13 protein-coding genes and 1 tRNA gene are annotated in these 13,347 nt (G+C 57.9%); 10 read left to right on the top strand and 4 right to left on the bottom strand.

The window, feature by feature from the left end:
* Nucleotides 1-15: 15 nt before the first annotated feature.
* The 9 genes from SJY29_RS07685 (at nucleotide 16) to SJY29_RS07645 (ending at nucleotide 9,237) form a co-directional block, all read left to right on the top strand.
* A complete protein-coding gene (locus tag SJY29_RS07685; RefSeq protein WP_400088466.1) occupies nucleotides 16-1,434 on the top strand; it encodes a cryptochrome/photolyase family protein in 1,419 nt (472 codons plus the stop codon).
* A gap of 125 nt (nucleotides 1,435-1,559) precedes the next feature.
* Nucleotides 1,560-2,768 (top strand): cyclopropane-fatty-acyl-phospholipid synthase family protein, encoded by a 1,209-nt coding sequence (locus SJY29_RS07680; RefSeq protein WP_110278914.1) that lies wholly within the window; start codon nucleotides 1,560-1,562, stop codon nucleotides 2,766-2,768.
* Between the two features lie 37 nt (nucleotides 2,769-2,805).
* A complete protein-coding gene (locus SJY29_RS07675; RefSeq protein ID WP_400088464.1) occupies nucleotides 2,806-3,249 on the top strand; it encodes a TrgA family protein in 444 nt (147 codons plus the stop codon).
* Nucleotides 3,250-3,252: 3 nt separating this feature from the next.
* The gene (locus SJY29_RS07670) at nucleotides 3,253-4,368 is read left to right on the top strand and encodes an NUDIX domain-containing protein (RefSeq protein ID WP_400088462.1); all 1,116 of its coding nucleotides are present in this window, start codon (nucleotides 3,253-3,255) and stop codon (nucleotides 4,366-4,368) included.
* A 68-nt stretch (nucleotides 4,369-4,436) separates the two neighbouring features.
* Complete coding sequence (locus SJY29_RS07665) at nucleotides 4,437-5,465, top strand: cysteine synthase A (protein WP_400088460.1); 1,029 nt, start codon at nucleotides 4,437-4,439, stop codon at nucleotides 5,463-5,465.
* Nucleotides 5,462-5,968 carry a hypothetical protein gene (locus tag SJY29_RS07660; protein ID WP_400088458.1) on the top strand — a complete coding sequence of 169 codons (507 nt, stop codon included), beginning with the start codon at nucleotides 5,462-5,464 and terminating at the stop codon, nucleotides 5,966-5,968. Before SJY29_RS07665 ends, SJY29_RS07660 begins: the two co-directional genes overlap by 4 nt.
* A gap of 23 nt (nucleotides 5,969-5,991) precedes the next feature.
* On the top strand, nucleotides 5,992-7,866 hold the full coding sequence (locus tag SJY29_RS07655; protein ID WP_400088456.1) for a mechanosensitive ion channel family protein: 1,875 nt from the start codon (nucleotides 5,992-5,994) through the stop codon (nucleotides 7,864-7,866).
* Entirely contained in the window at nucleotides 7,863-8,579 is a 717-nt protein-coding gene (locus tag SJY29_RS07650; protein ID WP_400088454.1) for an alanyl-tRNA editing protein, read from the top strand. The genes SJY29_RS07655 and SJY29_RS07650 overlap by 4 nt, the downstream gene beginning before the upstream one ends.
* A gap of 13 nt (nucleotides 8,580-8,592) precedes the next feature.
* Nucleotides 8,593-9,237, top strand: coding sequence for a M35 family metallo-endopeptidase (locus tag SJY29_RS07645; protein WP_400088864.1), 645 nt, complete (start codon nucleotides 8,593-8,595; stop codon nucleotides 9,235-9,237).
* Here SJY29_RS07645 and SJY29_RS07640 read toward each other — a convergent pair.
* Nucleotides 9,234-10,379: an AI-2E family transporter gene (locus tag SJY29_RS07640; protein WP_400088452.1), complete on the bottom strand. Its 1,146-nt coding sequence runs from the start codon at nucleotides 10,377-10,379 to the stop codon at nucleotides 9,234-9,236. The genes SJY29_RS07645 and SJY29_RS07640 overlap by 4 nt on opposite strands.
* Before the next feature lie 129 nt (nucleotides 10,380-10,508).
* Here SJY29_RS07640 and SJY29_RS07635 point away from each other — a divergent pair.
* Nucleotides 10,509-10,598, top strand: a tRNA-Ser gene (locus SJY29_RS07635).
* Between the two features lie 41 nt (nucleotides 10,599-10,639).
* Here the strand turns inward: SJY29_RS07635 and SJY29_RS07630 are convergent.
* The 3 genes from SJY29_RS07630 to SJY29_RS07620 form a co-directional block, all read right to left on the bottom strand.
* Nucleotides 10,640-11,284 carry a TPM domain-containing protein gene (locus tag SJY29_RS07630; protein ID WP_400088450.1) on the bottom strand — a complete coding sequence of 215 codons (645 nt, stop codon included), beginning with the start codon at nucleotides 11,282-11,284 and terminating at the stop codon, nucleotides 10,640-10,642.
* A 9-nt stretch (nucleotides 11,285-11,293) separates the two neighbouring features.
* Nucleotides 11,294-11,914 (bottom strand): TPM domain-containing protein, encoded by a 621-nt coding sequence (locus tag SJY29_RS07625; RefSeq protein WP_400088448.1) that lies wholly within the window; start codon nucleotides 11,912-11,914, stop codon nucleotides 11,294-11,296.
* A gap of 117 nt (nucleotides 11,915-12,031) precedes the next feature.
* The gene (locus SJY29_RS07620) at nucleotides 12,032-13,267 is read right to left on the bottom strand and encodes a urate hydroxylase PuuD (protein WP_400088446.1); all 1,236 of its coding nucleotides are present in this window, start codon (nucleotides 13,265-13,267) and stop codon (nucleotides 12,032-12,034) included.
* Between the last annotated feature and the right edge of the window lie 80 nt (nucleotides 13,268-13,347).

Here is a 13,347-nt window from a genome sequence, read left to right as displayed (position 1 = left end):
CTGCGCGGAGATCTGATGAGCAAATCCCCTATTCTGATGTGGTTCCGACGCGATCTGCGTCTTGGTGATCACGAGGCGCTGACCGCGGCTTGTAAAGCCGGTCGTCCGGTTATTCCCGTCTTTATCTATGACGAAATCAGCGAAACTCTGGGGGCCGCACCAAAGATGCGCTTGGGTCTGTCGGTGGGTGATCTGGCGAAATCGTTGCAGGAAAAAGGCAGCCGTTTGATTTTGCGCCGTGGCGAGGCGCTGACGGTGTTGCGCGATCTGATTGCCGAGACAGGTGCAGGGGCTGTCTACTGGTCGCGGATGTATGATCCGGAGCACCGCGCGCGCGATACCGCTGTGAAAGCGGCACTCAAAGAAGACGGAGTCGAGGCGCAGAGCTTCAAAGGTCATGTGCTGTTCGAGCCCTGGACGGTCGAGACGAAAACCGGCGGGTTCTACAAAGTCTATACGCCGATGTGGAAATCCGTGCGCGACAATGAAGTGCCCGACGCGCTGCCAACCCCCGCCACGATCCCCGCACCTGACAGCTGGCCCGCCTCTGATGATCTGGCAGACTGGCGCATGGGCGCTGCCATGCAGCGTGGTGCAGATATTCTAACCTCGCATTGCACCGTGGGGGAAACCGCAGCCTCGCATCGTTTGGGCGCCTTTATTGCCCATCATGTCGATACTTACGTCAAGAACCGTGATCTGCCTGCTGTGGACGGCACCTCGGGGCTGTCGGAAAACCTGACCTACGGCGAAATCAGCCCGCGCAAATGCTGGCACGCGGGCTGGCGCGCGCTGCATGACGGCAAGGGCGATGCCGAGACATTCCTGAAAGAACTGGTCTGGCGCGAGTTCGCCTATCATCTGGCCTATCACACGCCGCGGATCATATCGGGCAATTGGAAAGAAGACTGGGACAGCTTTCCATGGAACACAGACGAACGGCTGGCGGAGGTTAAGGCCTGGAAGCAAGGGCGCACGGGTATTCGTTTTGTCGACGCCGCCATGCGCGAGATGTATGTGACCGGGCGGATGCACAACCGTGGCCGGATGATTGTAGCATCCTATCTGACCAAGCACCTTTTGTGTCACTGGAAGATCGGGCTGGATTGGTTTGCCGATTGCCTGATCGACTGGGACCCGTGCAGCAATGCAATGGGCTGGCAGTGGTCAGCAGGGTCGGGGCCCGATGCCACGCCCTATTTCCGCGTCTTCAATCCGGTGACGCAGCTGGATAAATTCGACAAGGATCGCGCATACGTCAAGAAATGGATTGCCGAGGGTACCAAAAGCCCGAGCGCGACAGCTTTGTCCTATTATGATATGATACCTCTCAGTTGGGGCATGACAGCGCAGGACCGCTACCCTGATCCGATTGTTCCGGCAGATGTGGGTCGAAAGCGTGCGCTTGATGCCTATCAGAGCCGCGGCTTCTGATTGCCCCGAGGTCAGTTGAAACTTTTTTGAACGTTCTCCGTGACTTCACCGTATCAAAGGTTAATTTGGGTGCAGACAGGCCGCGCAAACTGCCCGAGTGCCAAAGACGACGACAGGAAGAAAATATGATCTTAACGAGTACAGACGGCCAAACCGGTCTGCCCCGCTATTTTGCGCGGGTATTTGATCAGGTCAAAGACCTCCAGAAAGGCCGCGTTGATATCATTTTGCCCGATGGGCGCCATTTCCGTGCCGAGGGTGCGAAACCCGGTTATGTGGCCGAGGTGCATGTGCACAATCCCGACCTTTTCGCGCGGACGGTACGCGAAGGCGATATGGGGTTCTCCGAGGCCTATATGGATGGCTGGTGGACCACGCCCGATCTGATGGCGGTGATGGATTTCATGCATGATGAAGCCGATCATATTTACGATGGGTTCCCCGCACAAAGACTGATCCGCTTTTATGAGCGTGTCCGCTTCTGGATGCAGCGCAACTCGAAAACACAGGCACGCAAGAACATCAGCTATCATTACGATCTGGGCAATGATTTTTACGGACTCTGGCTTGACGATACGATGACCTATTCCTCGGCGATCTTCGAGACAGGTCAGGAAAGCACGGAAGCCGCCCAGATTGCCAAATACGCCAGCATGGTCGACCAGATGGGGGCCAAGGCGGGCGATCATGTGCTTGAGATCGGATGTGGCTGGGGCGGATTTGCCGAATATGCCGCCAAGGAACGCGGGATCAAGGTGACCGGCCTGACGATCAGTCAGGAACAGCATGACTATGCGGTGGCGCGGATGGCCAAGGCGGGTCTGTCCGACATGGTCGAGATCAAAATGCAGGATTACCGCGACGAAACAGGTCTTTACGACGGGATCGCCAGCATCGAAATGTTCGAAGCCGTGGGTGAACAATACTGGCCCAAGTACTTTGAAACGGTGCGTGAACGTCTCAAACCGGGCAAACACGCAACACTTCAGATCATCACCGTCAAAGACGAGCGCTGGGAGAGTTACCGCAAGGGCGTTGACTTTATCCAGAAGTACATCTTCCCCGGAGGTATGCTGCCAAGCCCGACTGTTTTGCGCCAAGAGGTTGAAAAAGCTGGATTAAATGTCAAAGGCTCGATTGAATTCGGCAAGAGCTACGCGCTGACCCTGCGCCGCTGGCACGAGACATTCAATGAAAAGTGGGATCAGGTTGCCGCTTTGGGGTTTGACGCGCGTTTCAAACGGATGTGGGATTTTTATCTGACCTCTTGTGCCGCGACATTTGATAGCAGAAACTGCGACGTAACGCAGATTACCGTGACGCGGCCAGGCTAACGCAGGGTCGTGCGCGTCAAGAGAGAGGACGCATGACATGCCAACTGCTGGACGTCTTGCCGGTGCAGTCATTTTTGCTTTGTTTGGTTGGTACCTTGCGGGCCTGACGATCCCGTTCTTTCCCGAGGCGAACGCGCCCACGTTCTGGCTTCCGGTGGTCAGTTTTATCGGACTTGTCGTGGGATGGCGGGTCTGCGGAAGCCGCGCCGGACACGGCTATAACCCAGCGGTAGGCATCGGGCTTACCTGTGGTGCGACGATCGCTTTTTGCGCGATTTTCGCTCTTTCGTTCAATAAGATGATCTCGAATGCGCTGCGCAACCGATATAACGACGGAACGATGGAAGCGGTCATTGATATCTTCAACCAGATGATCGCATACGCAATTATGTTCACTGATGTGACCCTGATTGCCACGGTTCTGATCGGCGGCGTCGTTTGTGCATGGATTACCGAATTCTTCGGTCAGCGTTTTCCCTAGCACATGGATCTTTTTGTTTACGGGACATTGCGGTCCCAGAAGTTAATGGCGGCTGTCGCCGGTGGTACAGTGCGTCGCGCTGTGCCGGCAGAGCTTTCGGGGTATGGCGTCTTTCCTGTGGACGGGAATGTGGTGCCTTTTATCGCGCCGCAGTTTGGTGCGACGGCGCAGGGGCTGGTCTACGAAGATCTCGACGATCAGCAAATAGCGCGTCTTGATCTTTATGAGGGTGCGTTCGGCTATCGTGTCGCAACGGTTGACGTGGCCACAGCGGCGGGGCCGCGTGCCGTCCAATGCTATCTGCCACCCGATGAGGCCGCACCCGGTGTCGGCGCTTGGTCGCTGGACGTGTGGGAGGCGGATCACCTCGCACCTGCCGTGCTTGCCGCAACAGAGCTGTTTTCCTACGACCCGCTGCCGTCGTTTGCGGCGGCACGCGGGATGTGGCCGATGATCGAGGCGCGGGCGTGGTCCAAATACCGCGCCAAAGCGGCCCCTGCCACGCGTCGTTTCCTGCCTGAACCTGCGGATTTCCAGATTACGGGTGCGCGCGCGCCGCAGGGCCGGTTTTTTCGCTTCGAAAGCGTCGATGTCAGGCATCGCAAATTTATAGGCGGACAATCGGACGTGTTGGTGCGCGAGGGGTTTATCGGGACAGATGCCGCTGTTGTCCTGCCTTACGATCCGGTTCGTGACAAGGTACTGTTGGTCGAGCAGGCCCGTCTGGGCCCGCGTTTGCGGCAAGACGCGAACCCGTGGATGTTAGAACCTGTTGCGGGCATCGTCGATGCGCGCGAGACGCCGCAGGCGGCCGCGTTGCGTGAATGCGAGGAAGAGGCGGGTGTGGTCGTCACGAGGCTGGAAGAGGCGGGGGCGTTTTATGTCTCACCCGGGGCCAGCACAGATTATTTCTATACCTATGTCGGGCTGTGCGATCTGCCGCAAACAAAGGCTTATCTGGGCGGGTTGGACGATGAGGCGGAGGACCTCAGGCTGCATCCGTTGGCTCTTGAAGATGCGCTGGCCCTTGCTGACAGCGGGGAAATCGCGACAGGTCCGGCGCTCTTTCTGCTCTACTGGATATTGCGCCACAAAGCGCGCCTGCGGGGCACTGCCTGACCTTGAGTTTGCTTGATGTTAGGCCCTTGCAGGCCTACACAGAGAGGAACAGATGAAAGGGCCGTGGAATGACAATTAAGACCGATCTCGCAGATGCCGTAGGGAACACGCCCCTGATCAAACTCCGGGCCGCATCCGAGGCGACGGGGTGCACCATTCTGGGCAAGGCCGAATTTCTGAACCCCGGCCAATCGGTCAAAGACCGCGCGGCCCTTTTCATGATCAAGGATGCGATTGCACGCGGTGATCTGAAACCCGGTGGCACGATTGTCGAGGGAACCGCAGGAAATACAGGCATAGGCCTTGCGCTTGTGGGTGCTTCGATGGGGTTCAAGACCGTGATTGTTATTCCTGAAACCCAGAGTCAGGAAAAGAAGGACATGATCCGCGTGGCCGGCGCGCAATTGGTCGAAGTGCCGGCGGTGCCTTATGCGAACCCCAACAACTATGTGAAATATTCGGCCCGTCTGGCTGCCGCGTTGAATGAAACCGAACCCAATGGCGCGGTTTGGGCCAACCAGTTTGATAATACTGCCAACCGGCAGGCCCATGTCGAAACGACTGCGCCCGAAATCTGGGCCCAGACCGACGGCAAGGTTGACGGGTTTACCTGCGCCTGCGGGTCTGGCGGCACATTGGCGGGTGTCGGGCAGGTGTTGCAGGCCAAAGGGGTCAAGGTCGGCCTGTCTGACCCAGATGGATCCGGGCTCTACAAGCTTTACACAGGTGAGGTTCCACCGGCGGGCGATTCCATCACTGAAGGCATCGGGCAGGGGCGGATCACCGCAAACCTCGAGGGATTTACCCCTGATTTTGCGTATAAAATCCCTGACTCTGAGGCGCTGCCGATTGTTTTTGATCTCTTGCAGCACGAAGGGCTGTGCATGGGTGGTTCCACCGGTATCAATATCGCGGGTGCGATCCGGCTCGCGCGCGAAATGGGGCCGGGGCATACGATCGTGACGATCCTGTGTGACTATGGCACGCGCTATCAGTCCAAGATTTTCAACCCCAGCTTCCTGCGTGGCAAGGGCCTTCCGTTTCCGGCATGGATGGAGCAGGAGGTAAATGTGCCCGAGGTTTTTGAAGCTGTATGACACGGGTCCTCGCGGCATTCTTTCTGATCGGGCTCTTTGCTGTCTTGCAGCCAGCAACTGCCATTGCGCAGGAGACGTCGCAGGCCGATGCGCCGGCTGAAACCGAAAGCGATGTTCCACCGGTCGAGACGGCACCTGTTGCGCAGTCTCCCTTGCCTGTCGATAGTCCGGTCGATGTAGTTTCAGAAGACATGGCCAGTTTTGAAAGACTGGCGCAGCGCGCAGAAGAGCTTGCCGGTCGTGATGATGTTTCTATGTTTGGTATCAGTAGGTTGCGCGCTGAACTTGTCGTCTGGCGTGATCGTTTCTTAGAACAAAGCAACGTCAATTCCGGGCGGATCGCCACGGTTGACGCACAGATTGCAGCGCTCGGCGTTGTGCCCGAAAGCGGCGAGGAAGCCCCTGCCGTTGCCGCCCGCCGCGCCGCATTGGTCGCCCAGCGCAACGCGCTCGAGGCACCCCGTTTGCTCGCGCAGGAGTTTTTGCCCGCGCGAATGGCCTGATCGGTGAATTCGACGCGATGTCCTTGCAGCAGCAGACTGCTGAATTGTCGGTGCGGGGGCCATCTCCGCTCAATCCCTCAAATATTGCTGAGGCTGTTACAGCCCTCTGGCAGCTTGTGGATGTCGTCGGGATCGAGATTGTGGCCGGTTTTAACGTCCGGCGTGAAAGCGGCGAGCTAGCCCGCGATTTGCCGCGTGTGGTGCTGCTTCTGGTTATTGGGGTTGCGTTGCTGAGTGTCGGGCGGGGTATCGTGACGCGCTGGCGCATGTCTTTGACGACACGACAGGGACGTTGGCGTCCCCTAACGCTATTTGTGGCGTCACTGATCCAGATTGCGGTGCCCATGCTGGGGCTTTTGGCAATGACCGAAGCGTTGCAGGCGCTTGATATCTTTGGCTTGCGCGGAGGAGATATTCTGGAAGCTATCCCGGAGGCCGGGTTCTATGTGATTTTTGGCTGGTGGCTGTCGCGCCTTGTTTTCCCTTTGGGCGAACACCCGGGGTATCTTGGCTATGATGCGCAAACCCGTGCCGCAGGACGGCGGGCCAGTAGCGCCCTTGCATGGGTGATGGCTTTCGGGACATTGGCGCAAGCCGGGTTTCGGACGTTGGATATGTCTCAGGGCGCGACGGCCGCTTTCGCATGGCCCGTGCTTGTAGTTCTGGGCCTTCTTTTCTGGCGGCTTGGTCGTGTCATCCGGACCAAACCTGAACAAAGGGAGGATACCGTCGCGTCAGCGGGGCGCATGCGCAATTTGCTGGGGCGCTTTGCAACCATCGTCGCGATTGTCGCTCCTGTGATTGCGGGGTTCGGGTACATTTCTGCCGCGATTGCTATTCTTGGACCCTCGATCGTCTCGGTCGCACTCGTCTCCTTGCTGTTTCTGTTGCAACAGATCGTCAGCGATCTGACGCAACCCCCCGATAACGGTGAAGATGTGCGTGGCCTTCACGCGCTGATCCCGGTCATGGTGAGTTTCGTTCTCTATATGCTCAGCCTGCCTGTTTTTGCGCTGATCTGGGGCGCGCGGGTCGATGACCTGACCGAAATCTGGGCCCGTTTCCGTGAAGGTTTCGCGATTGGCGAGACCCGCATTTCGCCAACCGATTTCCTGACCTTCGCGATTGTTTTTGCGGTGGGCTATCTGTTGACGCGCTTTATTCAAGGCACTTTACGGCGCACGGTATTGCCGCGCACGCGGCTTGATCTCGGCGGGCAGAACGCCATTGTCGCTGGTTTTGGGTATGTTGGTATCATGCTGGCGGCGCTTGTGGCGATCTCTACAGCGGGGATTGATCTGTCGAATTTTGCGATTGTGGCCGGTGCCTTGTCGGTCGGTATCGGCTTTGGCTTGCAGAACATCGTGTCGAATTTTGTATCGGGGATCATTTTGCTGATTGAACGTCCTGTCAGCGAAGGTGACTGGATCGAAGTCGGCAATCAAATGGGGTACGTACGGTCGATTTCTGTGCGGTCGACGCGGATCGAGACATTCGACCGGACCGATGTGATTATTCCCAATGCGGATCTGGTCAGCGGGCAGGTGACGAACTGGACCCGTGGCAATCTGGTGGGGCGCGTGATTGTGCCTGTTGGCGTGGCCTACGGCACGGATACCGACAAGGTGTCGGACATCCTGCGCGGCATCGCAGAGGCGCATCCACAGGTCATTATGACACCGCCGCCTGCGGTATTGTTCATCGGGTTTGGTGCGGATTCCCTTGATTTCGAGATCCGTGCGATCCTGCGTGACGTAAACTATGTCGTGGTCGTCAAATCTGAAATGAACCACGCGATTGCCAAGGCCTTTGCCGAAGAAGGCATCGAAATTCCCTTTGCCCAGCGTGATATATGGCTGCGGAACCCCGAAGTTTTGAAGGAGACCAAGACAACATGACCGAACTGCTGTTCCGTAAAGATGCCTATGCCCGCGAAGCGATTGGCACGGTCAAAGCCATCACGACGGAAGGCGGTATCGTGCTGGATGGGACACTCTTTTACCCCACCTCGGGGGGGCAGCCGGGGGATAGCGGGGCACTGCGCTGGAAAGGCGGCGAGATTGAGATCGCCACCACTGTCAAAGGTGACGGTGATGAAGTTGTGCTCATCCCCGCGGAACCTGCCGGTATGCCCGGGATCGGCCAGGAGGTGACGCAGGTCCTGAACTGGGACCGCCGTCTGCGTCACATGCGCGTGCATACCGCGCTGCATCTGCTCTCTGTCGTGATCCCGCTGCCGGTTTCGGGCGGGTCTATCGGGACGGATAAAGGCCGTCTGGATTTCGATATGCCCGAGGCACCAGAGGACAAAGAGGCGCTCGAGGCAGACCTGAATCGCCTGATCGCCTGCAATATGGATGTGACCGAAGAGTGGATCACCGACGCGGAACTTGATGCACAGCCGGATCTGGTGAAAACTATGTCTGTTCAGCCACCGCGCGGCAGCGGACAGATCCGCCTTGTGCGGATCGGCGTGGGCGAAGAAACCGCCGATTTGCAGCCTTGCGGTGGCACCCATGTCGCCAACACCGAAGAGATCGGGCGCGTGCGGATCGGCAAGATCGAAAAGAAGGGCCGCCAGAACCGGCGTGTCTATCTGCATCTGGAGTAGGCCTTTGCTGCGTGTGATACCCCTCTTGATCGTGATGCTCTGCGCGGGCCTTCCAGCGGCGGCCGAAACGCGCCATCCGGGCTGCACGATGGAACAGGCCAAAGTCGTTGATGCCGCCATTGCGACCGCCAAGGATCTCACGCTCAAGGCCGCAGTGGCGGTGGGCGACACGTCTGATTATCAACGCTGGTTCGGCACGTATTCGCAGGCCAACGCCGAGCGCGTCCGTGCCAGCCTCAAATCAGTGGTCACAGCGTTGCGTGGTGGTGCTGTGACGGCACAATGTGACGCGGCCACGGATGACGGATGCAGGGCGGGCGAATACGCCTGGGTCTTTGCCAACCAACCCTACCTGATGCACCTTTGCCCGTCATTTTTCACACTCCCGCCCCTGACTGCCCTGCGGCCGGGCGATCGCCGCTCAAATAACGGCACGCGCGAGGGGACGATCGTGCATGAGGTGTCGCATTTCCTGCATGTCGCAGACACCGAGGACCATTGCTATTCGCGCACCGAATGTTCGCGGATGGCGCAGAGGGATGCGCGCCGCGCGATCGAGAATGCGGATAGCTATCAGTATTTCACCGAGGATGTGACCTATTACGCGCGTCAGCCGATCGGGGACAAACCGCCGCCTGCGATGCGTTCTGACCGCTAGCCGCGCTTGATGTCCTGTCCGAAAAGATCGCGCTCGATCGGCTGATCCAGCATTTTCTCGGACTCCGGCAACCCCTCACGTGACAAAAGTACCGCGAATGGCCGCAGCTTGGGAACATGGCTGCAGACCACCAATAGCATCACCATGATCGGCACTGACAGGAACATGCCGGGGATGCCCCAGACAGCCCCCCAAAATGCCAGAGACAGGATGATCCCGAAGGATGACAGCCGCAGCGCGCGGCCCATCAGCATGGGGTCGATGATGCTGCCGTTCACGAACTGGATCACACCTGCAATACTGAAGACTGCAAGCGTTGTGGTGGCGTCTCCGATCTCGACATGGGCGACCAGCGCGATCAGCGCTGTGGCCACGATTGACCCGATGTTGGGGATGAAGTTGAGCACAAAGGTGATGATCCCGAGTGAGGTCGCCAGCTCCAGACCGAAGGCCTGTGCGAGAACAAAGATCATCGCACCGGTGATGGCGCTGATAACGGTCTTGACCAGCAGGTAATAGTTCACACGGTGGATGATGGACTGAATGATTTTGCCCACGCGTTCGGCCTGCGCCTTGTCGCCCACAAGACTCAGGAGTTTGGTTTCGAACCAGATCCGTTCGGCAAAAAGAAAACCGACGAAGAGAATGATCAGAACAGTGGCTTGGGTGACGCCGCTTGCCTGACTGGCGGCGCCGCGTAGGTAGTTTGAAATATCGACGGATCGCAGGGCGTTCAAGATCGCAAGTTCACTGTCTTCACCAAGCCATGCAAAAAGTGACGCGACAGCGGATGGGGCGCGTTCTGCATAAGACAGCGTTGTGACCAGCACCGTGTTGATCTGCGCCAGCAGGATCGAGGTCAGCGTCAGCAGGGCTGCTGCAATCAAGACCATGGCAGCGATGCTTGCGAGGGTGTTTGGCACGCGGAACGGGCCGATCCGCTGGCGGGCGATGAAATTGATGACATCGCTTGTCAGGCTGAAAAGAATGATCGCCGTGGCCAGCGAGATCAGGACAAACCGCGCTTGCACCAGCAAGAAAAGCACGACAGCGAAGGCGATTATCAGCAAAGCACCCGTTTGCAGACGTGCGGTCTCGCTGGGCCGTTCGGATTTGCCGGTTTTGGGCGGATCATGCAGCATACGTCGGGTGGCCTCTTATCGCGAACCTCTCATTTGTAGGGGTCGGGGAGGGCTGCGGTAAAGGGGGATCACAAACATATGTATAGGGTCTTGCAAAAGGGGTGGGGTTAGGGCTAAACCGCGCTCCACGGACAGGTGGCCGAGTGGTCGAAGGCGCACGCCTGGAAAGTGTGTAGGCGGGAGACCGTCTCCAGGGTTCGAATCCCTGTCTGTCCGCCACTTCCCCCCACCATTTGCGTGATTACTTTATTTGCCGATGTTCAGCTGACGTATGGTGCGTCGTCCAGTTCAATTAGGTGATTGGGTAAATCGTTGGTTTTCGGGCGATCGAGCGGAAAGTGTTTGATCAGCAAATCGCCCGCACCGCCGATAATGGACAAGAACCCGTTTTCCATGTTGTCGGCTTTGATTGCCGTTACAAAACCTGCGATCAGATCGTCCCAATCTGATTGCTGGACCCGTTCATTGATACCCCTGTCGGCAATGATCGTGACAAACCGTTCCTCCCACGAGACAAAGATCATGATTGCGTTGCGGGCAGGGGTTTCATGCAGGTTCTGGCGGAAGAATTGTTCCGTGCTGTAACGCGCGCAGTTTTGCTGTTGGAGCCATTTGGGTGTCACCCGATGCCGGAGCGGCGTCGCTGCAAACGCGACGGCGAGGATCGCAAAGACGACCGCCTGATGCTGAAACTGTAGAGTAAATCCGTAGAACCCAAAGAGCTGCGCAACCCCTTGCGCCAGTGGCAGCATCAACGCAAGAATTGCTGCTGTCAAAAGGGGATAGAGCACATAGCGCGCAGACCGCTTGGTCACGACGCAGACCAGTTCGCTGTCACAGATCTTTTCGACCTCGGCGATCCGGTTCTGGATCAGGGTTTTGGTGGCAGCATCAATCTTGAGCATATCTTGTCCTCACCAACTGCCCGAGGCGCCGCCGCCGCCAAAGAGGCCGCCACCACCCAAAAAACCGCCGCCAAATCCGAAGAAACGGCCGATGGCAAAGAAGGGCAGGAACAACAGGAAGAGAAACGATTCCCAGTTTGTCGGTTCGCGGTATTCTCCACCCAATGCCGCAATAATTGCCTGATGTCCCGCGACGATCCCGCCCTCAAGGTCATCATCACGGAAGCGCGGCAGGATTTCGTTGTCGATGATGCTTTGGGCAATCCGGTCCGGCAGCCTGTCTTCCAGTCCGCGCCCGACCTCGATCCGCACCCTGCGATCATTGGGGGCCACCAGGAGCAACACACCATTGTCCGCATTTGCCTGCCCGATGCCCCATGTATTCCCGAGCCAGCGCCCGTAGCGTTCAACTGTCCAGCCCGCAAGCGTGTTGACGGTCACGACCACAACCTGGTCGGTTGTTTGCGCCTCGAAGGCTTTGGCCGTGTCGGTCAGGCTCTTGATGGCCGAGATGCTCAAAATGCCGGCCTGATCCGTCACCCAGAACTGATCTTCAGGGGCGTTGTCAGGTGCTTGGGCGAATGCGGCCGTGAACCAGAGGAATGGCACCAGCACGCAGGCCCAAAACATTCTCGGGGAGAGACAAAAGACTGTCCTTCGCATGTCTGCCCTTTCGTCCGGCACTGTCTGTCCGGACCATACGACAAGGACATTGATTTTCATATACTTTTGCGTTGCTGCATGAACCTAGCTGCCGTTGCGTACCTCACGCACCCAGGCAACAAGTGTTGCGCGCGCCTCGGCGTCCATCTGGACGGCGTTGGGCGGGGGCATGGCATGGCTGACACCTGCTTGCAGGTAAATCTGGCTGGCATGGCGCGCCACATCGCTGGGGGTTTCCAGATAGACGCCTTTGGGCGCCCATTGCATATTGCCCCAGACGGGTTCGCGTGCGTGGCACATCGAACAATTGCCGATGACCGTGTTGTAGGCCGCATCAAACCCTTCGGCAGATGCGAACCATTCCTCATAAGCGGTCAGCGGGCGCGCCTCGGCCTCTTGCCATGTATCGCCCGTGCGCACTGTCGACAGCCATGCGATGATGATCATCAGCAACACGGTCACCGCCCATGTCCAATGCGGCCCTTTGCCGGTCTTGTGCATCGTGTTGAAGTAATGGCGAATTGTCACACCAGTCAGAAAGATCAGGCTTGCGATGATCCAGGAATACTCTGTGCCAAAGGCCAGCGGATAGTGGTTCGACAGCATCAAGAACACGACCGGCAAGGTCAGATAGTTGTTGTGGGTAGACCGCACCTTGGCGATCTTGCCGTATTTGGCATCGGGCGTGCGGCCCGCCTTAAGGTCAGCCACGACAATGCGCTGGTTCGGCATGATCTGGAAGAACACATTGGCGGTCATGATGGTGGCGGTGAAAGCGCCCAGATGCAGCAATGCTGCGCGCCCTGTGAAGACCTGGTTGTAGCCCCATGACATGGCCACAAGGATGACGAACAGCAGCAACATCAGCAGGGTCGGCTGCTCGCTCAGTTTCGATTTACACATCGCGTCATAGGCCAGCCAGCCGATTGTCAGCGATCCACCCGAGATCAGGATACCTTGCCAAAGTGCGAGATCGGCCTTGGTGGGATCCAGCAGGTAAAGCTCACCCCCGACCCAGTAAACAATCATCAAAAGCGCCGCACCGGATAGCCAAGTGGAGTAGCTTTGCCATTTATGCCACGTCAGATGTTCGGGCATCTGTGGCGGTGCGACCATGTATTTTTGCGTGTGGTAAAACCCGCCGCCGTGGACTTCCCATTCCTCGCCGGACACACCCTCGGGCATGTTTGGCGCGGGCTTCAGCATCAGATCAAGCGCGATGAAATAGAACGACGCGCCGATCCACGCCATGGCGGTAATGACATGCAGCCAGCGGACCGAAAAAGCGATCCAGTCCCAGAAAATAGCAAGATCATACATGGCGTGTCCCCGTTTTGGCGTTGGCGTCAGCCCATCCTATGCGAGCGCGGATTGTTCTGCTATTCCTTGCAGAGGCCAAA

Origin of the sequence: Yoonia sp. R78084 (genome assembly GCF_044595625.1) — a bacterium.
Classification (GTDB): domain Bacteria; phylum Pseudomonadota; class Alphaproteobacteria; order Rhodobacterales; family Rhodobacteraceae; genus Yoonia.
This window is presented reverse-complemented; position numbering and strand designations above follow the sequence as displayed.